The organism is Marivirga sp., assembly GCF_051117495.1.
Lineage (GTDB): Bacteria > Bacteroidota > Bacteroidia > Cytophagales > Cyclobacteriaceae > Marivirga.
Window position 1 is genome coordinate 1 of record NZ_JBNPEF010000018.1, and the last position, 23328, is coordinate 23328.

Here is a 23328-nt window from a genome sequence, read left to right on the forward strand (position 1 = left end):
GACAAAACAGCGGGCCAGCGTTAGCAATTGCGCTGTAGCATTGTTTTGTCTTGATTTTTTGATTCTTTTTAATCAAGTAAAAAGAATAACCATTATTTGCTGTAAGGGGAGGATTCGAACCTCCAAGAAGCAGTTAGGCTACAGTTTCCACGATAAACTGTTTTGCAAATTATCGTGAAATGTCTGCGCTTTATCCCAAACCTCCACCCCCGAGACAGGAGGGCATGTTTGCCAATTCCATCACCTTACAATATTTAATCTTTTCAGCACTTTTTGCCTTTCTGATATTTCAAAGGTAATAAAAACATCAATACGTTAAATATTATTTAATATTATTTGAAAATAAATACAGTATGATTAATTTTATGATACTTTATTTAAATATTCAATAATTTTTGACTTTCAAACCTATGGAAAATTATCAACTTGATAATACCGATTTAGCCATATTAAACATCTTGATGCAGGATGCTCGCAGACCATTCACTGAAGTAGCAGAAGAAGTCTTTGTTTCCCCTGGCACTGTACATGTTAGAATGCGTAAAATGGAAAAATTAGGTTTGATTAAAAATTCTCAGTTGCAGGTTGATTTATCAAAACTAGGCTTGGATGTAACCGCTTTCCTTGGGGTTTATTTGCAAAAAAGCTCCTTATATGATGATGTAGTTTCAGCTTTAAAAGCCATTCCAGAAATAGTAGATTGCCATTATACTACAGGAGCCTACTCTATGTTTGTAAAAATAGTTTGCAGGGACACTAATCACTTAAAAAATATTCTTCACGACAATATTCAGCCCATTGAAGGAATCGAAAGAACAGAGACTTTTATATCTTTGGAGGAAAGTATAAATAGGCAAGTTCAACTTAACCATAAATAAATGCTCAACTACATCATCTGGAACCCCGATGGAACATTAATAGATTTTGGTTTTTACCAATTAAGGTGGTATTCTGTGCTCTTTGGGTTGGGATTTGTTCTAGGCTATCAGTTTGTAAAATGGCGTTTCAAAAGAGATGAGGTCAATACAAAATTACTGGATAACCTCGCGGTTTATTTAGTAGTTGGAACTATCATTGGAGCTAGACTCGGACATTGCATTTTCTACGATTGGGATTACTATCAAAATCATTTATTGGAAATTCTACTTCCTTTCAGCTTTTCTCCTTCATTTGAATTTATTGGTTATCGTGGATTGGCGAGCCATGGCGGAGGTGTGGGCGTTATCATTGCATTGTTGATTTTCGCTAGAGTAGAAAAAATCTCCAAACTATGGATTCTAGACACCATAGCTTTAGTAATTCCTTTAGCAGCTGTTTGTATTCGATTGGGTAATTTAATGAATTCAGAAATTTATGGAAGCCCTACCAATGTAAGCTGGGCTTTTATCTTTCAGCATATTGATAATATTCCACGTCACCCAGCACAGTCATATGAAGCCCTCTCCTATTTAGTGATATTCGGTGTTCTATTTTGGTTGGACAAAAAACAAAAATTTGGAAAAGGATTTATTCTAGGACTACTATTGGTTCTAATGTTTATAGCTAGGTTCTTTATAGAATTCTTGAAAGCAGATCAATCTGCCTTCGAAGCCAATATGACCCTCAATATGGGTCAATGGCTGAGTATTCCTTATGTTATTTTAGGTTTGGTATTTATTTGGTTTGGGGTGAAGAGGAAAGTATGAAAAATATCAGGCACTCGCGCCACGCGTGCGCTAACTGAGAAGATTAATAACTACTTAACATATAAGAGATGCGCTCCAACGGAGAAGTAAATGAGATTCTACTACAAAATACAAATGATTTTATTGATATTATAATTAGTAAAGGTAAGGACCACCAATAATTACCTAACATTCATCATTTCTATTAAGAATATGACAAAGTAGGAGTATCCCACAATTTATAAGAAATTCAATATTACCTCTTTAAGGGTAGAAAACATCATATAAATCTTTATACGTTTGTTATTAAATTTCATCAATAAAATTATATGCATGTTATGAAAGTATTTTACAAGTTTCTACTTATTGGTTTATTAGTTTTAAACACTGATTTTATAGTTAAGGGTCAAAAAGACAAACCGCGTTTAGTAGGTTTTAATACTAATAATGAGGTTGTGATCGGATACAAATCAGGTACTATTGCTAAATTCAGTGTACCAAATCTTGAGATTATAAAAGAGATAAAACCAGACGACAGAAAGAATAAAACTTCATCCGGAAGTTTTTCGCCTAAGGGCAACAGATTGGTTATTTACGATAAAAAAGTCAAAAAACTTCTTTTATACAATGCCCAGACCTTGGAAGAAATCACAAGGTTTGAAAATAAAACCTGGAATTATACTTTTTTCGGTGACGATAAAATTCTTATCGCCAAGGATATCTATGACCTAAAAACAGGAGAAAAGATTAAGGATATTTCTTATTTGGAAGGAAAAATAAAATACGGAGACTTTAAATTTAGCCCAAGTGCAAAATTAGGATTGAATTTCAATTCCGGTGATATGTTAGGAATGGGTGGTTATACCATCTACGACATGGAAACAGGTCAATGGTTAAGAGAAGGTGAATTAGGAGTAGATAATTCAGGACTGACTGAAAACTCAAGGTTTATAGGTGAAGATTCTGTTTATCTGGAATCAAGAGTTATGGCAACTCAGGATGCCTCTAGCTACAATTTATTTGCTGTTAATGATAAGGATTTCGTATTAAAAGAAAATGCATTTACTCAAAACGTTCCACAGGACAATCCTTATATAAAATCATCTAACAAACTAACTTTGGGCAATCATGGTAATCACTACACAAATGGTTCAGATATCTACATACCGCTAGGAAGTGACTACAGTTTTAATTATGGATATGGTTCAATTTCACCAGATCAAAAATGGACTGTACTAGTTAATAAAAAAGGTGAAATCAGGCTTTATGATCTTACAGAAATGAAACCAATAGAAGAATGGGACGGTGATTATGAGCAACCAACGGAAGTGAAAAGAGTAACAATAGAAGAATAAATTAAATAACTGATTTGAAAACCTGCTACACCAAGCAGGTTTTTTTGTTTAACAATATGAAGATTTTAAATAGGAAATAGCGAATCTGCAACTTAAAAAAGTTGATTTTTGAGTATATCTTATGCTATTTTAGGGTTGGTATTTATTTGGTTTGGGGGGAAGAGGAAAGTATTAAAAATATCAGGCACACGCGACACGCGTGCGCAATGTCGTTAAGTTAAGGCATTCCTCTTCTTTTTTCTGCCTGCATTTGTATCTTCACAATTGTATGGAAGAAAGCTAAGCAACATTCTGCTAATTGGAATGAATTTTAAGTTACAAGTTTTTTCCAACTAGAATAAGAAAAATTATGAGTGAAGCTATTAAAAACAGAATTCCAGTTATATAATTATTTTCATTACTCTTTTTACTAAGTACTTCTTTAATTCCAATTAAAGAATGAAAAATTAATTGAATTATTCTACCAATTTCAATTATAACGTTTTTTATCATTATCCTATCTTGCTATTGTTACTATATCAACTATCAATGATTTTAAATCTTTATCATAATTTTTATTTACTGAAATTCAAATATATTGATTTCAAGCTAATAAAACAGAAAGTTAGCGCACGCGTGTCGCGTGTGCTAAGATAGATTTTGCAATACCTACTACTTAAAACTTATCACCTATAACTCATAACCATCCCAAAATAAATCTTTCCCAAAACCAAACAATCCTCTATGCTATTTTGTAAATTAGCAGGTTATAAAATTAGAGGATGAGTTTAACAAAAGAAGCCCAAAATAAAGTTCAAAATACTACTACAGCAAGCCAAGATGAATATCTTGAAGTCATTGGCGCATGGGAGCATAATCTTAAAAATATAGATATTTCAATTCCGCGTGATAAGCTGGTTGTAGTGACTGGAATTAGCGGTAGTGGCAAATCAAGTTTGGCTTTTGACACCATTTATGCCGAAGGACAAAGGCGCTATATGGAAAGTTTTTCTGCCTATGCTCGTTCTTTTATTGGTAATATGGAGCGCCCTGATGTGGACAAAATTAACGGACTTTCCCCTGTTATTTCCATAGAACAAAAAACCACCTCTAAAAACCCACGCTCAACGGTGGGGACTCTTACCGAAATTTATGACTTTTTGCGTGTGCTTTATGCGCGTGCTGGTGAAGCCGTTTCTTACAAAACAGGTAAGAAAATGCAGCGCCAAACTGAAGATCAAATCATCGGGCATTTAATCAGTGAATTTCCCGATGCAAAACTGAGCATTTTAGCGCCAGTCGTAAAAGGAAGAAAAGGCCATTATCGTGAGCTTTTCCAGCAAATCCGAAAAATGGGTTTCACCAAAGCAAGAGTGGATGGTGTAATTTTCGAAATTGATGCCCGAATGCAGGTGGATCGATACAAAACCCACGACATTGAAATTGTGGTGGATAGAATTGTAGTCAATGAAAAAGACAAATATCGTATCACGCAATCTGTGAAAACTGCACTAAAACACGGAAATGGCATCATGATGGTGCGAGATACGGATGGAAATATTCAACATTTCTCTCAAAACTTGATGGATCCTGAGACAGGTTTGGCGTATGACGAGCCTGCTCCAAACAGTTTCTCATTTAATTCTCCTTATGGAGCTTGCCCGACTTGTAAAGGATTGGGAGAATTGGAAAACATCACTAAGGAAACCGTAATCCCCAATCCTAAATTGAGCATTAGCCGAGGTGGAATCGCACCTTTGGGTGAATACCGTGACATCTGGATTTTCAAAAAAATAGATGCACTATTAAAAAATACGGATGTTAACCTGAGTACTCCCATTGAGAAATTTCCAGAGGAAGTGTTAGATGTATTGCTTTTTGGAAGTAAAACCAAAGTAGAAGTAAATTCAAAAAAATATCCAGGCACTAAATGGAGCACAAGTTTCGAAGGAATAATCAAATTTTTGCAGAAACAACAGGAAAGTGGTACTGACAAAATGCGGGATTGGCTAGAGGAATACACCGTAGTTCAAAAATGCCCCGATTGTAACGGCCAAAGATTAAAAAAAGAATCACTTCATTTTTTGATTGATGGCAAAAACATCTCCGAATTAGCATTAATGAGCATCAGCAAATTAGGAGAATGGTTTAAAGATATTGAAAAAAGACTTTCTGATAAGCAAAACCTTATCGGTGCTGAAGTTTTAAAAGAAATCCGAAAACGTGTAGGCTTTATGCTGGATGTCGGATTGGATTATTTATCATTAGACCGACCACTGAAGACCCTTTCTGGTGGAGAAGCCCAAAGAATTAGATTAGCCACCCAAATCGGAACTCAATTAGTGGGCGTTTTATATATTTTGGATGAGCCAAGCATTGGTTTACATCAAAGAGATAATACAAAATTAATAGCTGCCCTTCAAGATTTAAGAGATTTAGGCAATACCGTGATGGTAGTGGAGCACGATAAAGACATGATGCTAGCATCAGATTTCATTTTGGATATTGGTCCAGGCGCTGGCAGACATGGTGGGAAAATTGTAGCGGCTGGAAGTCCAGAAGAATTTTTAAAGCAGAGAAGTAAAACTGCGAAATATTTAACAGGGGATTTAAAAATTGAAATTCCTAAAGAAAGAAGAAAAGGCAATGGTAAGAAACTCCAACTCAAAGGAGCTAAAGGTAATAATCTGCAAAATGTAAATGTGGACTTCCCTTTAGGTACCATGATGTGTGTAACAGGTGTTTCAGGAAGCGGAAAATCTACCTTAATCCATGATACGCTTTACCCAATTCTGAATCAGAAATTCTATCGTTCCAAAAAGGAGCCGATGGAACATCAATCAATCAAAGGATTAGAACATTTGGATAAGGTAATTGAAGTAGATCAATCTCCCATTGGCAGAACACCTCGCTCAAATCCGGCAACTTACACGGGGGTTTTTACAGATATTCGCGCGTTGTTCAGCAATTTGCCTGAGGCTAAAATAAGAGGTTATAAGCCAGGTAGATTCTCTTTTAATGTAAAGGGTGGAAGATGTGAAACTTGTGAAGGAGCGGGTATGAAATTGATTGAAATGGACTTCTTGCCCGATGTTCACGTTCCTTGTGAGACATGTAAAGGCAAAAGATACAATAGGGAGACGCTAGAAGTTCGATTCAAAGGAAAATCCATCTCAGATGTTTTGGACATGACCGTTGAGCAAGCGGTGGAATTTTTCACCAACCAACCTAAGATTCTAAGAAAAATTCAAACGCTTTCAGAAGTAGGTTTAGGATATATCACATTAGGACAACATGCTACTACCCTCTCAGGCGGAGAAGCTCAAAGGGTGAAATTGGCAACTGAATTATCGAAAAAAGATACTGGTAATACTTTCTACATTTTGGATGAGCCCACTACTGGATTGCATTTTCAAGATATTGAACACCTTTTGGAGGTATTGCAAAAATTGGTAGATAAAGGAAATACTGTTTTGGTGATTGAACATAATATGGATGTCATTAAGGTCGCGGATTACATCATCGACTTAGGGCCTGAAGGCGGTACTGGAGGTGGAAACATTGTTTTTACAGGTACTCCTGAGAAAATCATAAAATTGGAAAACAGCTATACAGGTAAGTTTCTGAAAGGAGAATTAAAAGGCTGATTATTATGTCAGAAGCGTCATCCTAGCAAAATTGAATGCGGTTTGACGCTTAGAATCGTCTAACCGCTAGGCTGTAGTGCTTGTAGTTACATTAATCAGTCAGACGGTGGAAAACCGTCAGACCGAAATTTCAGGCTTTGGTGTTATAAAAATTAATAAACCCACAAGTTATATACTTAATAAAATTGAATTGAAACCCATAATTTTTTCAATGTGCTCAGCATAATTTTTTATATATTGCCCGTATGGAAATGGATGAAGTAACGCTTAACTTCAATAGTGAAAGTTTATTGCTGTTAAATTTTTTGCTCGGCTTTATTATGTTTGGTGTGGCACTAGACTTGAAAGTCGAGGATTTCAAAAGGGTCTTATTAAATCCCAAAGCTTCTATCATTGGGCTCATATCTCAATGGGTTATCTTACCTATTATCACTCTAATCTTAATTTTTATATTTGACCCTCAACCAAGTATGGCTTTGGGTATGATATTAGTTGCTTGTTGTCCAGGTGGAAATATCAGTAATTTCATCAGTAAATTAGCTGGAGGAAATGCTGCCCTTTCAGTAAGTTTAACAGCATTGACTACTTCTGCAGCCATTTTCATGACTCCATTTAGCTTTGCCTTCTGGTCATCCTTTATTAGTAGTGCTGAAGGATTGAAAAGCAGTATCTCTCTCAATATATGGGATATGTTTTCTACAATTATTTATCTTATCGTTATCCCTGTAATACTTGGAGTAACCTTTGCTCAATATAAACCTGCAATAGCTCAAAAAATCAGGAAACCAGTCAATATCCTATCAATCGTAATATTTGCAGCCTTTGTGGTGATTGCATTTATGAAAAATGCCGATTATTTCATTGAGTTTATTCATATTATTTTTGTCATCGTATTATTCCATAATGGATTGGCTTTCTTAAGTGGCTATTGGATGGGGAAACTGGGAGGCTTGGAAGAAAGTGAGCGAAAAGCCATCTCTATTGAAACCGGTATTCAGAATTCCGGCTTAGGGTTGGTTTTAATTTTTAACTTTTTTGATGGTATAGGAGGAATGGCCATTATTGCCGGATGGTGGGGAATCTGGCATATAGTGGCCGGTTTAATAATTGCCTTTATTTGGTCAGGTAGGAAGGTTTTTGCCTAGCAACTAAAGCTCCTCATAATCCACATATTCACCACCTTTGAAATTTCCACCTGTTCTTTTCCCATTTTGATTGGGAATGTGGTCAATATTGATTCCGTCTTTGGATTTACGACCTTTGTTGTTTTGTTGATATTGTCTTTCTTGAGCCGCCTTGGCCGTTCTACCTAAAAAAATTCTAAATAGAAATTTCGCTACTTTAGAAAACAGATAGAAAATTAAAATTAAGACTAATAGATATTTTAATAGTACCGCCATAATAACACTTACTCTAGGCTCTTTGCCAAAATTCTTCTTGATATAAAAACAAATTCCTACTGCTAAAGTTTCAAATTCAGCAATAGGATTTTGTTAATTTACTCTTACTACCTACTCAAGTAAAGGTTTCGTTCTGAAACGATTTTAAGGAAATAATCATCCATTAAATCATCAATAAAATATATTGACTCTCCAGTTGATTTCATTTCAGGACCTAATTCCTTATTTACATTCGGGAATTTATTGAAAGAGAAAACCGGTTCTTTTATCGCATAACCTTTCTTTACAGGATTGAATTTAAAATCCTTCACTTTTTTCTCACCCAACATCACTTTTGTGGCATAATTCACATAAGGCTCCTGATAAGCTTTGCAAATGAATGGAACTGTTCTGGAAGCTCTCGGATTTGCTTCAATGATGTAAACTATATCATTTTTAATGGCAAATTGAATATTGATTAAACCTTTGGTTTCTAAAGCCAAGGCAATCTTTTTGGTATAAGTTTCGATTTGTGTTAAAACAAAATCCCCAAGATTATATGGTGGTAGTACAGCATAAGAATCCCCTGAATGAATCCCTGCCGGCTCAACATGTTGCATTACTCCTATGATATAAACATCTTCCCCATCACAAATGGCATCTGCTTCGGCTTCAATTGCGCCATCTAAGAAATGATCCAATAAGACTTTATTACCAGGAATATCTCTTAAAACATCTACAACATGCTCTTCTAATTCTCTCTCGTTGATCACGATTTTCATTCCCTGACCTCCCAAAACATAAGAAGGCCTTACCAACATTGGGAAACCAATATCTTTAGCCATTTCCAAAGCGTTATCCGCATCTTCCACTACCGTAAATTTAGGATAAGGAATATCATTATCGGCCAATAATTTGGAGAATGAACCTCTGTCCTCTGCCAAATCTAATGCTTCGAAAGAGGTTCCGATGATATTAATACCATATCGATTCAATTTCTCAGCCAATTTCAAGGCGGTTTGTCCACCGAGCTGAACAATTACTCCTACTGGATTTTCATGCAATATGATATCATAAATATGCTCCCAGAAAACAGGCTCAAAATATAATTTATCAGCAGTATCAAAATCTGTGGAAACAGTTTCAGGGTTACAGTTGATCATGATGGTTTCATAACCGCATTCTTTAGCAGCCAAAACTCCGTGCACGCAAGAATAATCAAATTCTATTCCTTGACCAATACGGTTTGGACCTGATCCCAAAATGATGACTTTCTTTTTATCAGACGAAACTGATTCGTTTTCTTCCTGGAAGGTAGAGTAATAATAAGGTGTTTGCGCTTCAAATTCTGCAGCACAAGTATCTACAAGCTTATAAACTCTTTTGATCCCCATTTCATGACGTTTCTTATAAACCTCACTTTCCAGACAACGAACTAAGTGGGCGATTTGCCTATCTGCATACCCTTTCTGCTTCACCTCCATCATCAATTCCTTTGGTATAGAATCGATAGAATATTTCTCCACCTCTTTTTCTAAAACCAATAGTTCTTCGATTTGCTCCAAGAACCATTTGTCAATTTTTGTGAGTTTTTGAATGGTTTTAAAAGGAATACCTAATTTAAAGGCATCATAAATATGGAAAAGCCTGTTCCAACTTGGATTTTCAAGGCTGTATAGTAATTCGTCTTGTTTTTTGAGTTCCTTACCATCTGCCCCTAAACCATTTCTCTTTATCTCCAATGACTGACATGCCTTCTGTAGCGCTTCTTGAAAATTACGCCCAATACCCATCGTCTCCCCTACCGATTTCATTGAGAAGCCTAGTCTTCTATCAGAACCCGGGAATTTATCGAAATTCCAACGAGGTATTTTAACAATCACATAATCAAGAGAAGGCTCAAAATAAGCAGAAGTAGTTTTGGTAATTTGATTTTTAAGCTCATGTAAATCATAACCTATTGCTAATTTAGCTGCAATTTTTGCAATTGGATAACCCGTTGCTTTAGATGCCAAGGCCGAAGAACGAGAAACTCTAGGGTTAATCTCAATTCCTATAATATCATCGTTTTCAGGGTTTACCGCAAATTGTACATTACAACCACCAGCAAAATTCCCGATACCTTTAATCATTTTAATGGCCAAATTCCTCATCTCCTGATAAACGGTATCAGGCAAAGTTTGAGCTGGTGCGACTGTGATAGAATCGCCAGTATGCACCCCCATTGGATCAAAATTCTCAACGGAGCAAATCACAATAACATTTCCTATATTATCCCTTAGGATTTCCAGTTCGTATTCTTTCCAGCCTAAAATACTTTGCTCAATTAACACCTCATGAATTGGAGAAGAATGCAATCCATCTTTCAATGCATTGTCAAATTCAGCAGGATCTTTCACAATTGAACCTCCAAGCCCCCCAAGGGTGAAAGAAGATCGAATTACTAAAGGAAACCCGATTCTTTGAGCTATTTCCTTACCTTGTAAAAAGGAAGTTGCTGTCTCACCTTCACATACACCAACACCCAATTCCTTCATTTTTAAGCGAAACAGCTCTCTGTTTTCCGTAGTATCAATGGCATCGACATCCACACCGAGCATTTTCACTTTATACTTATCCCAGACACCAGCCTTATCGCATTCAATGGCAAGGTTCAATGCAGTTTGACCACCCATCGTAGGCAAAACAGCATCAATTTCATGCTTTTCTAAAATTTCAATGATCGACTTTTTAGTAAGAGGTTTCAGGTAAATATTATCAGCCGTCACTTCATCCGTCATAATCGTGGCCGGATTAGAATTGATAAGCGTAACTTCAATTCCTTCCTCTCTGAGCGAACGTGCTGCTTGGGAACCTGAATAATCAAATTCACAAGCTTGACCGATAATAATTGGACCTGATCCGATAATGAGTACTGACTTGATACTTTTGTCTTTAGGCATGAGCTTTTTATTTCGTTTCGGGGCTAAATAAATTGGGCAAAATTAAGACGATAAATTTGAAATCGAAAGCAGTTTGTCATTCAATCTGACGATAAATTTTGCTTTCTATCATAGAATGGAAAAAAAGGGCATTTCGAGTACAAATAAATTTGTGCTTTTGAAAAAGGTAATCGAAATCAGCTAATGCTGTTACCTTTAATTTGGCTGTAATTCTAAAAAAGAAATACATCGCTCTAACCAAATATCTTTGCAAAACATTTTTAGGGTAAAAATCTGTATGAATCCAGCTAGCTTTTTCGGTTAAATTATTTTTAAGTTTAGTCATAAGGGAGTTTATGCTTGCTTCATTAAAGCAATCTAAAATAAAAGGAGTCAATATAAAATCAAATTTCTCATCAGATTCCCACTTTAGAACATCGCTATTAATAAATTCTATTGAAGCTTTGGAATTCACTTTTTTAGCCTTATTTAACATTGCTCGTGATAGTTCTACATATTTGATTTGATGGGTTGAGTTAAAACAGCTTAAAATATGCCCTGTACCCCCTCCAATTATTAGAATTTTAGAATATGAAGGGATAAATCCTAAAAAATAACGTGTTGCCTCTTCAATTTGATTATTGAAGACCATTTTTTTTAAAAGATTATACCAATTGGCTATTGGATCAAAATCAGCCATCTATTATGATTAATTCAATAATAGGCAAGACGAATACTATATCACCTATAACACGGTACCACTCTTCTTGCCTGAGCATAACTTCTTTGCTCAATACCATTGCTAGAACTGATGCCATTAAAATAAACATAGCCTGATAATCAAGTAAATCCACGGCTTTGAAAAACAAAAATGAGGAAGACCAAATGACAACAAAAGCAAACAATAAAAACAAAATGACCTTTCTGGAAAAGTCGGCACCCTTTACAGTGGCAAAAGAATTAAAACCCAGCTTCTTATCAACTTTATATTCAATCATATTGAATAAAATCAGATTAATACTTGCTAGAATAAAAAGTTGAATCCAAAAATAAATCAAAATAGGAGGAATACTTTGAATATAAGCCAGGGTTGGTAAACAGATTCCAGTTGCATAGACCAAAGCAATAAACCACTCCTTTCCCCAGTAAACTTTTTTTCTGATGAAGTGAATAAAAATGAGATAACAAAAAACTGCAAACCCCAACGCCAATCCATATCCTATCAAATAGGGCTTTAAGTTTTGCAAAATGAAAATTAAAACCATCGTAACAATGGCCATTAATCCAAATATATAAGGAGCATTTTTATAATGAATGATATGCCTAAATAAGGCATCCTTTGATTTAATTTTGCGGGCATCTAATAGATGATCTATAGTATATATTAACCAAACAGTAAGCCCTAATGCCAGAATAGCATAGGTAGGGATGTCTGCCTTAAAATAATTACCAATCCAGCGAGCACTAATGACCGCACCTGCCACTACGTCCAAACTAAAGGCTCTTATATATTGGTAAAACTTAGTAAACATCAGCGTAAAAATAGAATAAATCTAAGAATTTATTCATTTAATCGAACGAATTCTAGTTTTTAACGAAAAAAAAAAGGCGGTCATGTTTCCATAACCGCCTTGAATAATTTTGAATATCAGCTTAGATTTTTTCTTTAATCCTTGCAGATTTACCCATTCTACCTCTTAAGTAGAACAATTTAGCTCTTCTAACTGAACCTCTTCTAACTACTTCGATTTTATCTATTGCAGGAGAGATTAAAGGAAATATTCTTTCAACACCAATTCCACTTGAAACTTTTCTTACAGTGAAAGTTACAGAATTTCCTGAACCTCTTTTTTGAATTACGGCTCCTTGGTATTGCTGAATACGCTCTTTATTTCCTTCTTTAATTTTCACGTGAACATTAACAGTATCACCTGCCTTAAAATCAGGAAATTTACTTACTGCTTCGTGATATTCTTTTTCAATTTCTTTGATCAAATCGCTCATGGCTCTTTCTTTTTTCCGATAATGGTTTCGGTACTATGCCCGAAAAATGGAGTGCAAATATAAGGATAATTTTATTCTTTGCATCCCTAAACAATAATTTTTTATTCTTTTTTCAATAAATCCGGTCTTCGCTCTTCAGTTCTCTTCACTGCTTGCTCAAAACGCCATTTCTCTATGTTGGCCGCATGACCGGATAATAATACATCTGGTACCTTTAAGCCCTTGAAATCAGCAGGCCGGCTATAAACCGGTGGCGCCAATAATCCATCCTGATATGAATCCGTCAAAGCCGAAGTTTCATCTGATAAAACACCGGGCAACAATCTCACTATAGCATCAGTTACCACTGCAGCAGCCAACTCCCCTCCAGAAATCACATAATCTCCTATACTAATTTCTTTTGTAATATAATGCTCCCGAATCCTTTCATCTACTCCTTTATAATGTCCGCATAAAATCAACAGATTTCCTTTTAATGCTAATTGATTAGCTAAAGTTTGTGTAAACTGATCGCCATCCGGACTCATATAAATCACTTCATCATATTCTCGCTGGGATTTTAAGTCATCAATTGCAGTTGCTATTGGCTCAATTTGTAAGACCATTCCAGCTCCGCCACCATAAGCATAATCATCTATGCTTTTTTGCTTATTATTAGAGTATGCCCTCAAATCGTGGACATAAATTTCAACCAAATTCTTTTCTTGGGCACGTTTCATTATACTGTCAGAAAAGGGCCCCTCTAATAATTTGGGCAAACATGTGATGATATCAATCCTCATCTTCCTTTTCGTCTTCTTCCAAATATAATTCCAATAAACCCTCTGGTAAGCTAACCCTTAGAAGCTTGTTATTTCTATCCACATCCAAAATCACCTCATCATTGATAGGGATCAGAACCTCTTTACCTTGGTATTCCATTCCAATCAAGTCTTGATGCCCTGCTTCAAACACTTCTTTCACTATGCCCAACACTCCTTTTTCCGTATCCTCAATTTTAAATCCATCAATTTCATGAAAATAAAATTGGTTTCCAGTCAATTCGGGAAGATCGGTTAATGGTAAATGTAAAGTATTTCCCCTCAAGGATAGAGCATCCTCTTTATCTTCCACATCCTCAAATTTGACTAAAGCTTCTTTATTCTTAAGTTGGATGTGTTCAATAAAAAAAGGAACCAGTTTTCCGTTTTGCAACATGAATACTGATTCCATTTCTTGATAATCTTCCGGATAGTCTGTATCCAGAGAAATGTATAATTCACCTTTTAAACCATGAGGCTTCAATACCACACCTAATTGAAAGCATTGGTCAAGCTTCATGGCTGAAGGATATTAATCTTCTTTCTTTTCTTCTTCAGATTTCTCCTCAGAAGCTTCTTCTTTAGGAGTTTCGTCAGAAGATGATTCAGCCTTTGGTGCTTCTTCAGTAGAAGCTTCCTCTGCTGGCGCTTCTTCCTCTGCAGGCGCCTCAGCGGCCTTAGATTCCGCTTCAGCTTCTTCTTGACGCTTCTTGATGGCTTCAGCTCTAGCTTCATTCACTTTTGCTTCAGCTTCCAATCTAGCTTTCTTTTCAGCAGCTGCTTTATCAGCTAAAGATTTCTCTTTACCTTCAATTGCAGATTGCTTATCTTTCATCCAAGCCTCTAACTTCTTATCAGCTTCTTCCTGGGTCATTGCTCCTTTGATCACACCTATTTGCAAATGCTTCTTGTAAAGCAATCCTCGGTATGATAACATAGCACGAACCGTATCGGTTGGCTGGGCACCATTCATTAACCACTGAAATGCCTTGTCGTTGTCCAACTCAATAGCTGCAACAGGCGTATTTGGGTTATAAGTACCAATTTTTTCAATAAAGCGACCATCACGTGGTGCACGGGCATCAGCTACGACTACATCGTACATTGCCATTTTTTTTCGACCTCTTCGGGCCAATCTGATTTTTACTGCCATTTCTTATTTTAGTTTTAGCAATCACGAAGGATCACGTCCCTCTTTTAATTAGTTCGCAAAGGTAATGAAAAAAGTTTATAAATATAAATAGGGAATATTTAAAAACAGCAAATTTCCCAAATACATTTATTTTAACCTCATACGTGCTAATGATTCCTATATCGTATAAACCCAAGTGCGAGGGTTTTATTACACGTGTCCAAATAAATAATTAATCCCTCTCAAGAAAAGGAATTTCAATGTGAAATCGTGTTCCTTCATATTTCTCAGACTCCATTTTAATGGTGCCATTTAATTTTTCAACGGTCTCTAAGATAATGTAAAGACCTAAACCGGAGCCGGTACTTCTTTCGGTAGCCCTATAAAACATTTTAAAAACCTCCTCTTGTTCGTCCTTCGAAATCCCTATACCATTATCTTCAATTATAATCTCAGCATTTTTGGAATTACTTGTAACTTTTATCTTCAAAAAAGGATCTTCCTTTAAATCATCACTATATTTAAGAGCGTTAGAAATCAAATTTCTGAAGATCACTCCAATTCTCCTTTTATCGCTTATAAAAAGCCCCGATTGATTTACCTTAATTTCTTTCCTCACTTTATTATCACTATCCAAAAATGATAATTCATCTACTATACTTTTTATGGTGGACTCAAAGTCCACTTCATCACAAACAACTTCCTTGCGTTCATTACTGGAAAAATCAATGATCTCGGATATGAAATCATCAAGTCTTTTGATGCTCTTTTCCATTTTATCCAAATAAACATCAATGTTTTCAATATCTTTTCGAGATAGATTTATTAGCCCAAGTAAGGAAGCCAATGGTGATCTTAAGTCATGAGAGGCACTATAAACGAAGCCATCTAATTCACCGTTTACTTTGATTAATTTAGCATTCATTTTTTGAATGGCACTAACCCTCCATTTATAAATAGAATAAACTAAAAAGAAAGTCAATACGCCTACCATTATATAGAACCATAGCGTCTCATGAAATGCAGGTTCCACGGTAAAAGAAAATGTAGCAGGCTCTTTTGTCCAATAACCGTGATTATTGGTTGCAAACAAAAGAAAAACGTACTCTCCAGGCGCCAAATTTGTGTATTCAATCGATCTTTGACCAGAAACAATAGTAAAGTCTTTATCAAATCCTTCTAATTTATATTTAAATTGCGTGGTATGAGGCGCTAAATAGCTTAGTGAAGTAAAATCAAATTTATAACGGTTGGTTTTTGAATTTAAAATAACATTAGGTTTATTTTTGTATGTACTGTCTTGAGTTGTTAAACTTTCAACACATACTTCAGGCAGTTGCTTATTCTCAACCATTCTTTCTGGGGAAATAACGCTAACGCCTCCCAAAGTTGGAATATATAACTTTCCATTTGATGAAATTAATGATCTTACTGCACCTGTACATTCATTATCATACATACCGTCAAAACTATTCAACATTCGGCTATCCACTTTATAACTGGGGTCATCTAAAAATTTATTTATTTCCTCTCCATAAATTTTTATCACCCCTTGATTGGTCGTAATCCAAACATCTCCATTTTTATCTTGCAACCAATCAAACATACTTAAGCCTTTATACTCTCTGTCAAAGCCTAATTTCAAGACCTTATCATCTTTAATTAAAATTATACCTGTAGTGGTTACTGCCCATAAAAGCCCTGATTCTTCAATATGGGTATTAAAGACTATTACACCTTGATCATTATCTGTCAATGAAATATTTTTTATTTCACCCTTACTATTAAGTATTGAGATTCCTCCGCTGTGAGTACCTAAATATAAATTACCTAGGCTGTCCTCTTCAATTGAAAGGATAAAATCTGAATTCAGTCCTGTATTTTTATCTAATACCTCTACAATTTCATCATTCTTTATCTTGATTAATCCACCTGAACGACTTGCTACCCAAATAATCCCCTTCTTATCTTCTAAAATTCTTCTCAAATCTAAGGAGGGAAGTCCATCATTTAGACTGTAAAATTTTTCGGTAGTGCCTCTTTTTCTAATAAGACCCTTATAACTGGCAATCCAGACTGTCCCGTCCTCTTGTTCATAAACATCCCGTATTCCTGTTGGTGCCACAGAATTCTGGAAGTAATAAGGTTTAATTCCTTTTGAGTCTAATGTAAAAATATTTCCATCATCGCAACCGATAAAAAAACTGTTCCCATCTCTTCTTTGCGTTATAATATTTACATTGTCATTTTCAAGTCCATCAAATCTGTTATAGTTAATAATTCCCGTTTCCTTAAGTTGAACTAGTCCATTTCTTCCCGTAGCCAACCAAATACTGTTTTCTGCATCAATCATTATATCGTTCACCCTTGTAACATCAATAAATCCTAAAGAAGAAATGAATTCAGTATTGCCGCTATTTAGGTTAATCCTGCCCAACCCATTATCTGAACCTATCCATATATAGTTATTTGCATGTAAAAGACTATTGACTGATTCACCCTGCATGAAATCAAAAGAATATAATTGATTATCTACTATATAATTTATTCCTGATTGAGTACCGATAAAAAGTGAGTCACCAATAGTGACAGTTGTATTAATAATATCACTTAATAATCCGTTTTGATTTGTATGGTGATTTATTACTTCATAATCATCAATCACAAACAATCCATCACCCTCTGTTCCTAGATAAATAATACCATTATCCGCTTCCAACAATGAAAGTGCATTACTCCTTTCTATTATTGGATGCTTAAATTTAATTAAGCTGTCTTCTTTTAAGATTGACAATCCTTCATTAATTGAGGCGATCCATAAACTCCCCTCTTCATCTATCATTACATCCTCTAAAGAGGGAGGCAAATTCCCATTGCTTGCTTTTACCTGTTTAAAACCTTGCCTTTCATTATAGCTTATTAAACCACTACTTTGGGAAGAAAAATAAATTGTATGACCGATTGGGCTATGATAAATATTCCGAAATCCGTTACTTCTTAAAAAAGGTAATTGGTTCTTATCATAAGTAACCGTTTTATGACCATCAAATTTTTGAATGCCATTATAAGTTGTCAACCAGATATAACCTTGATGTGATTGCATGACATTCGTGACATTATTCGCAACCAATCCTACTGACTTAGAAGACCATTCTGTGGCGATTAAACGTTTCAAAGGAGTTTCATTCTGCAAAACACCTTGTGCCAAGACCACAGTTAAAGCATTTATAGCCAATGAAATAGATAATATATATTTTAGTATTCTAAAAAACTTCATAAACCATCCCCCTTTATAAGGTTAAGAATTTTACTTTAAATAATGAAGCAATTCTTTAAATATTACAAATAATAAGTGATATAACAAATGATTTAAAGAATGAATAATGAAAATTTTAAAATGTATAATAACCAACAAAATAAATTATTGCTCGTTTTGAACTGCTAAACACTTGATAATCTTTGTTATTTGCTTAATCGTTTATGCAATTTTAATAGTATTTTAGAAGTGTTTATATTTGCATATCGATAAATAAAACAATTCCATAATGGATAAATACACATACATTGCCAACGCCCATGGCAATTACATAGAGGAACTTTACCAGTCTTATCAAAATGACCCTGAATCCGTAGATGATTCATGGCAAAAATTCTTTGAAGGTTTTGAGTTTTCTCAGAAAGATTTTGGGGGAAACGGAAAAGCTACTGAAACTAGGGTATCATCAAAAGAGACCCAGGTTCGCAACCTAATTCAAGCTTACCGAATGCGGGGTCATTTAAAATCCAAAACCAATCCGGTTAGGGACAGAAGACCACATGATGCAAGAATTAGCCTAGAGGAATTTGGCTTAAAGCAAGAAGATTTAAAGGAAGAATTTTCCATAGGTCAGGAAATTGGTTTAGGAAAAACCAGCCTTAAAAATATCATTGAAGCCCTTGATAAAATTTATATTGGGTCAATTGGTTTTGAATACATGCATATTCGAGACCCAAAAATTGTGGATTGGTTTATTGATAAGGCTGAAAGTTCCAAAGGAGATTACCAACCTAAATTAGAAGAGAAAAAAAGAATCCTCTCTAAATTAAATGAAGCCGTAGTTTTTGAAAACTTCTTGCACACAAAATTTTTAGGACAAAAAAGATTTTCTCTTGAGGGTGGAGAAAATACTATTCCATTTTTGGATAAAGTCATTAACCGATCATCCGAATTAGGCACAAAAGAAGTGATCATTGGCATGGCACATCGTGGGAGATTGAATGTATTGGCCAATATCATGAATAAGACCTACGAGCAGATTTTCTCTGAATTCGAAGGTAGTACTGACCCAGATTTAACCATGGGAGATGGCGATGTGAAATATCACATGGGGTATTCAAGTTACATCGAAACTTCAGAAGGCAAAAAATCTTATGTAAAACTAACACCTAACCCCTCTCACTTAGAAGCAGTGAATTCCGTGGTTTTAGGCTATACCCGTGCACAAATCGATGATGAGTATAATGAAGATGTTAATGCCGCCCTTCCTATATTAATTCATGGAGATGCGGCTGTTGCTGGTCAAGGAATTGTCTATGAAACCACTCAAATGTCATTACTTGAAGGATATTCCACAGGCGGAACGGTTCATTTGGTCATCAACAACCAAGTAGGTTTTACTACTGATTATGATGATGCAAGATCTTCCATTTACTGCACGGATATTGCCAAAATGATTGATGCTCCTGTGCTTCACGTAAATGGCGATGATGCAGAGGCTGTTAATTTTGCGGCCAATTTAGCTGTTGAATACAGAAACAAATTCAAAAAAGATATATTCATAGATTTATTATGCTACAGAAGGCATGGACATAACGAAAGTGATGAGCCTAAATTTACACAGCCGAAATTGTATAATAAAATTGCTAAGCACCCGAACCCAAGAGAAGTATATGTTAAGAAATTAACTGAAAGAGGCGATTTAGATAATGATTCGGTCAAAAAGCTGGAAAAAGATTTTAAAAAACAACTACAAGATAGGTTAAATGAAGTAAAACAAAAGCCTTTACCATATAAGCCACAAAAAATTGAGGAAGAATGGGAACAATTAAGAAGGGCAAAATCAGATGACTTTTTAGAGTCTCCGGATACTTCCATTTCTCAAGATTTAGTAGAAAAAGTTGGCAAAGCATTAACTAGCTTACCAAATGGTTTTAAACCATTAAAGCAAATTGACAAACTTTTAAAAGAACGCAAGAAAAATTTCTTTGATGAAAAAATGCTCAATTGGGCTGATGCCGAATTGCTTGCTTATGGCTCTTTATTGACTGATGGAAATATTGTGCGAATGTCAGGACAGGATGTGAAAAGAGGTACTTTTTCTCACAGGCATTCTTATTTATTTGATGCAGAAACCAATGAGCCATATTGCAATCTTGATCATATAGAAGAAAATCAGAAAGAGCAGTTCAAAATATTCAATTCCCTTTTATCAGAGTTTGGAGTTTTAGGCTTTGAATACGGCTATGCTATGGCCACCCCAAATGCCTTGGTGATATGGGAGGCACAATTTGGCGATTTCGCTAATGGTGCTCAAGTAATGATTGACCAATTTATCACCTCAGCTGAAAGTAAATGGCAAAGAATGAATGGCTTGGTGATGTTATTACCACACGGATATGAAGGTCAAGGCCCTGAACATTCAAATGCAAGACCTGAAAGATTCCTACAATTGGCTGCCGAAGAAAATTTAGTGGTGACCAATATCACGACTCCAGCAAATCTTTTTCATATGTTCAGAAGACAGGTGAAATGGGAATTCAGAAAACCATTGGTTCAATTTGCCCCTAAATCACTATTGCGTCATCCAAAAGTAATTTCACCTATAAAAGAATTCACGGAAGGTAAGTTCAGGGAGATATATGAGGATGATTATGTAACCAATAAGAATGTAAAAAGAGTATTGCTGTGTACCGGTAAAGTTTATTATGACTTATTGGAAAAACAGCAAGAAGATAAAAGGAAAGATGTGGCAATTATTAGAATAGAGCAACTGCATCCTTTCCCTATGAATCAAATTGATAAGGCTTTGAAAAAATTCAAGGATCCTGAAATTTTCTGGGTACAAGAAGAACCTTCAAATATGGGATATTGGACTTATATGTTGAGAACCATTGCCAATAAAGCGGGCTTGCAGTTGATATCTAGAAAATCAAGTGCATCTCCTGCTACAGGCTATGCCAAAGTACATAAAGCAGAACAAGAAGCATTAGTCGAAAAGGCTTTTGACACAAAGAAATAAAAATTTTTTAAGATAGAATTCAGAGAAACATGAGTTTAGAAATAAAAGTACCGGAAGTAGGCGAATCAATCACTGAAGTAACCATTGCCTCGTGGTTAAAAAAAGATGGTGATTTTGTTGAACAAGATGAAATCATTGCAGAACTGGAATCTGATAAGGCAACCTTTGAATTGCCTGCCGAGGCTTCCGGAGTATTGAAAATTAAAGCTCAAGAAGACGAAACCATTGAAGTGGGTGCGGTCATTTGTGAGATAGATGAAGATGCCAAAGGCGGTGGTTCTAAATCAGAAGAAAAATCTGAGGACAAGAAGGAAGAAAAGAAAGAAGAAAAATCAGAACCAAAACAGGAGAAGAAAGAGAGTTCTTCTTCAAGCAGTGGACCGAAAAAGACAGGCGAAGTTCACGAGATGGTAGTGCCAACCGTAGGTGAATCCATCACGGAAGTAACCATAAGCTCTTGGTTGAAATCAGATGGCGATTACGTAGAAATGGATGAGGTTATTGCGGAAGTTGAATCTGACAAGGCCACTTTTGAATTACCAGCTGAAGCCAATGGTTTCTTAAAAATTGTTGCACAAGAAGATGACACAATAGAAATCGGAGCTACAATCTGTAAAATTGAGGTTACTGAAGGGGGAGCTCCAAGCGAATCTACATCAGAGGAAAGTTCTTCAGATGGCGATTCAAGCTCTGATTCTAAAGAAGATGGAAAAGAAACCTATGCAACAGGCCATGCTTCTCCTGCAGCAGCTAAAATACTGAAAGAAAAAGGAATTGATCCTGCTGATATAAAAGGAAGCGGAAAAGATGGTAGAATCACAAAGGAAGATGCTGAAAATGCAGAGAAGAAATCAGCTAAGCCAGCGGAGAAAGAAAGTAAACCATCTGAATCGGGCATAGAAACCAGCAGTATCCCGGCACCAAGTGGGCAGAGAGATCAGAAAAGAGAGAAAATGTCCAGCTTGCGTAAAACGGTGGCAAGAAGACTTGTAAGTGTGAAGAATGAAACGGCTATGTTGACCACTTTCAATGAAGTGGACATGAAGCCTATCATGGATTTACGTAAAAAATACAAGGAACAGTTTAAAGAAAAGTATGAAGTTGGATTAGGCTTTATGTCTTTCTTCACCAAAGCCTGCACAATGGCTTTGAAAGAATGGCCTGCAGTCAATGCACAGATAGATGGAAACGAAATGGTTTATAGCGACTTCGTGGATATGTCCATAGCTGTTTCTTCTCCAAAAGGATTGGTAGTTCCAGTAATTCGAAATGCTGAGAAGCTTTCTTTTAATGAAGTGGAATCAGAAGTAATCAGATTAGCCAAGAAAGCTAGAGATGGAAAATTGAGCATAGAAGAAATGACAGGGGGGACTTTCACGATCACGAATGGTGGTATTTTTGGTTCCATGCTATCAACACCTATTATCAACGCCCCACAATCTGCTATTTTAGGCATGCACAATATAGTAGAGCGACCTGTGGCAATCAACGGTGAAGTACAAATCAGACCGATTATGTATGTAGCCCTTAGCTATGACCACAGAATTATTGACGGTAAAGAATCAGTAAGCTTCTTGGTAAGAGTGAAAGAGTTATTGGAAGATCCTACAAGATTACTTTTAGGTATTTAGAAATGTAGTAAGTATTAGGTTTTAAGTTGTAGGTTTAATATTTGAACATTAATTTTCTGTAAATTCATTATTTAATTTTTCAACTAAAATAAAATAAAAATGCAAGATTACAGAAAATTGAGAATTTGGTTATTAGCAATGGAATTAACTAAAAATATTTATGAGCTAACTAAAGAGTTTCCATCTGAAGAAAAATACGGGCTCACCTCTCAAATAAGAAGGTCATCAATATCAATTCCTTCAAATATAGCAGAAGGAGCAGGAAGAAATGGTTATAAAGAGTTCAATAAATTTTTAGGCATTGCAATGGGATCACTTTTTGAATTAGAGACCCAAGTCGAATTATCATATAATTTTCAATACATTAAACTTGATAGTTTTAATAAAACGATAGATACAATTGACCAACTGAAAAAAATGCTATATCATTTTCAGAAAAAACTTACAACTTAAAACTTATAACTTAAGACAAATAGAAATAATTTATCAAACACTCTGTGAATTAAATTATTTTAGTTTACGGACATAAATAAATAAG

Annotated in this window: 17 protein-coding genes; 8 read left to right on the plus strand and 9 right to left on the minus strand. The window is 35.4% G+C overall.

Annotation, left to right across the window (positions count from 1 at the left end; translation table 11 throughout):
* Positions 1-410: 410 nt before the first annotated feature.
* From ACFE0M_RS09795 to ACFE0M_RS09815, 5 genes are all read left to right on the plus strand, one after another.
* Complete coding sequence (locus ACFE0M_RS09795; protein ID WP_434545578.1) at positions 411-878, plus strand: Lrp/AsnC ligand binding domain-containing protein; 468 nt, start codon at positions 411-413, stop codon at positions 876-878.
* Entirely contained in the window at positions 879-1685 is an 807-nt protein-coding gene (lgt, locus tag ACFE0M_RS09800) for a prolipoprotein diacylglyceryl transferase (protein ID WP_434545579.1), read from the plus strand.
* 317 nt (positions 1686-2002) lie between these two features.
* Positions 2003-3019, plus strand: a complete 1017-nt coding sequence (locus ACFE0M_RS09805; RefSeq protein WP_434545580.1) for a hypothetical protein — start codon at positions 2003-2005, stop codon at positions 3017-3019.
* Positions 3020-3780: 761 nt separating this feature from the next.
* Positions 3781-6645, plus strand: a complete 2865-nt coding sequence (gene uvrA, locus ACFE0M_RS09810) for an excinuclease ABC subunit UvrA (protein ID WP_434545581.1) — start codon at positions 3781-3783, stop codon at positions 6643-6645.
* A 245-nt stretch (positions 6646-6890) separates the two neighbouring features.
* On the plus strand, positions 6891-7790 hold the full coding sequence (locus ACFE0M_RS09815; protein WP_434545582.1) for a bile acid:sodium symporter family protein: 900 nt from the start codon (positions 6891-6893) through the stop codon (positions 7788-7790).
* A 3-nt stretch (positions 7791-7793) separates the two neighbouring features.
* Here the strand turns inward: ACFE0M_RS09815 and ACFE0M_RS09820 are convergent, their stop codons facing one another.
* The 9 genes from ACFE0M_RS09820 to ACFE0M_RS09860 form a co-directional block, all read right to left on the minus strand.
* Positions 7794-8045: a DUF4834 domain-containing protein gene (locus ACFE0M_RS09820; RefSeq protein ID WP_434545583.1), complete on the minus strand. Its 252-nt coding sequence runs from the start codon at positions 8043-8045 to the stop codon at positions 7794-7796.
* 107 nt (positions 8046-8152) lie between these two features.
* Positions 8153-10966: a carbamoyl-phosphate synthase large subunit gene (gene carB, locus ACFE0M_RS09825; protein WP_434545584.1), complete on the minus strand. Its 2814-nt coding sequence runs from the start codon at positions 10964-10966 to the stop codon at positions 8153-8155.
* A gap of 76 nt (positions 10967-11042) precedes the next feature.
* Complete coding sequence (locus tag ACFE0M_RS09830; RefSeq protein WP_434545585.1) at positions 11043-11645, minus strand: class I SAM-dependent methyltransferase; 603 nt, start codon at positions 11643-11645, stop codon at positions 11043-11045.
* Positions 11638-12477 carry a hypothetical protein gene (locus ACFE0M_RS09835; protein ID WP_434545586.1) on the minus strand — a complete coding sequence of 280 codons (840 nt, stop codon included), beginning with the start codon at positions 12475-12477 and terminating at the stop codon, positions 11638-11640. The genes ACFE0M_RS09830 and ACFE0M_RS09835 overlap by 8 nt, the downstream gene beginning before the upstream one ends.
* A 121-nt stretch (positions 12478-12598) precedes the next feature.
* Positions 12599-12949 carry a 50S ribosomal protein L19 gene (gene rplS, locus ACFE0M_RS09840; RefSeq protein WP_434545587.1) on the minus strand — a complete coding sequence of 117 codons (351 nt, stop codon included), beginning with the start codon at positions 12947-12949 and terminating at the stop codon, positions 12599-12601.
* 101 nt (positions 12950-13050) lie between these two features.
* Positions 13051-13731, minus strand: coding sequence for a tRNA (guanosine(37)-N1)-methyltransferase TrmD (trmD, locus tag ACFE0M_RS09845; RefSeq protein WP_434545588.1), 681 nt, complete (start codon positions 13729-13731; stop codon positions 13051-13053).
* Complete coding sequence (gene rimM / locus ACFE0M_RS09850; RefSeq protein ID WP_434545589.1) at positions 13721-14269, minus strand: ribosome maturation factor RimM; 549 nt, start codon at positions 14267-14269, stop codon at positions 13721-13723. Before rimM ends, trmD begins: the two co-directional genes overlap by 11 nt.
* A gap of 12 nt (positions 14270-14281) precedes the next feature.
* Positions 14282-14902 (minus strand): 30S ribosomal protein S16, encoded by a 621-nt coding sequence (locus tag ACFE0M_RS09855; RefSeq protein ID WP_434545590.1) that lies wholly within the window; start codon positions 14900-14902, stop codon positions 14282-14284.
* A 211-nt stretch (positions 14903-15113) separates the two neighbouring features.
* The gene (locus ACFE0M_RS09860) at positions 15114-18158 is read right to left on the minus strand and encodes a sensor histidine kinase (protein ID WP_434545591.1); all 3045 of its coding nucleotides are present in this window, start codon (positions 18156-18158) and stop codon (positions 15114-15116) included.
* A 268-nt stretch (positions 18159-18426) separates the two neighbouring features.
* On the opposite strand from ACFE0M_RS09860, the gene ACFE0M_RS09865 reads away from it, so the two are divergent.
* From ACFE0M_RS09865 to ACFE0M_RS09875, 3 genes are all read left to right on the plus strand, one after another.
* Positions 18427-21159 carry a 2-oxoglutarate dehydrogenase E1 component gene (locus ACFE0M_RS09865; protein WP_434545592.1) on the plus strand — a complete coding sequence of 911 codons (2733 nt, stop codon included), beginning with the start codon at positions 18427-18429 and terminating at the stop codon, positions 21157-21159.
* Positions 21160-21188: 29 nt separating this feature from the next.
* Positions 21189-22790, plus strand: coding sequence for a 2-oxoglutarate dehydrogenase complex dihydrolipoyllysine-residue succinyltransferase (gene odhB, locus ACFE0M_RS09870; protein WP_434545593.1), 1602 nt, complete (start codon positions 21189-21191; stop codon positions 22788-22790).
* Positions 22791-22889: 99 nt separating this feature from the next.
* A complete protein-coding gene (locus tag ACFE0M_RS09875; RefSeq protein WP_434545594.1) occupies positions 22890-23243 on the plus strand; it encodes a four helix bundle protein in 354 nt (117 codons plus the stop codon).
* Positions 23244-23328: the final 85 nt, after the last annotated feature.

Bases quoted from the DNA above. Each gene is read 5' to 3' on its own strand.
- ACFE0M_RS09820 (WP_434545583.1), bottom strand. From the start codon at position 8,045: ATGGCGGTACTATTAAAATATCTATTAGTCTTAATTTTAATTTTCTAT.
- uvrA (WP_434545581.1), top strand. From the start codon at position 3,781: ATGAGTTTAACAAAAGAAGCCCAAAATAAAGTTCAAAATACTACTACA.
- ACFE0M_RS09855 (WP_434545590.1), bottom strand. From the start codon at position 14,902: ATGGCAGTAAAAATCAGATTGGCCCGAAGAGGTCGAAAAAAAATGGCA.
- rplS (WP_434545587.1), bottom strand. From the start codon at position 12,949: ATGAGCGATTTGATCAAAGAAATTGAAAAAGAATATCACGAAGCAGTA.
- ACFE0M_RS09805 (WP_434545580.1), top strand. From the start codon at position 2,003: ATGAAAGTATTTTACAAGTTTCTACTTATTGGTTTATTAGTTTTAAAC.
- ACFE0M_RS09875 (WP_434545594.1), top strand. From the start codon at position 22,890: ATGCAAGATTACAGAAAATTGAGAATTTGGTTATTAGCAATGGAATTA.
- ACFE0M_RS09795 (WP_434545578.1), top strand. From the start codon at position 411: ATGGAAAATTATCAACTTGATAATACCGATTTAGCCATATTAAACATC.
- ACFE0M_RS09830 (WP_434545585.1), bottom strand. From the start codon at position 11,645: ATGGCTGATTTTGATCCAATAGCCAATTGGTATAATCTTTTAAAAAAA.
- carB (WP_434545584.1), bottom strand. From the start codon at position 10,966: ATGCCTAAAGACAAAAGTATCAAGTCAGTACTCATTATCGGATCAGGT.
- lgt (WP_434545579.1), top strand. From the start codon at position 879: ATGCTCAACTACATCATCTGGAACCCCGATGGAACATTAATAGATTTT.
- ACFE0M_RS09835 (WP_434545586.1), bottom strand. From the start codon at position 12,477: ATGTTTACTAAGTTTTACCAATATATAAGAGCCTTTAGTTTGGACGTA.
- ACFE0M_RS09815 (WP_434545582.1), top strand. From the start codon at position 6,891: ATGGAAATGGATGAAGTAACGCTTAACTTCAATAGTGAAAGTTTATTG.
- ACFE0M_RS09865 (WP_434545592.1), top strand. From the start codon at position 18,427: ATGGATAAATACACATACATTGCCAACGCCCATGGCAATTACATAGAG.
- odhB (WP_434545593.1), top strand. From the start codon at position 21,189: ATGAGTTTAGAAATAAAAGTACCGGAAGTAGGCGAATCAATCACTGAA.
- rimM (WP_434545589.1), bottom strand. From the start codon at position 14,269: ATGAAGCTTGACCAATGCTTTCAATTAGGTGTGGTATTGAAGCCTCAT.
- trmD (WP_434545588.1), bottom strand. From the start codon at position 13,731: ATGAGGATTGATATCATCACATGTTTGCCCAAATTATTAGAGGGGCCC.
- ACFE0M_RS09860 (WP_434545591.1), bottom strand. From the start codon at position 18,158: ATGAAGTTTTTTAGAATACTAAAATATATATTATCTATTTCATTGGCT.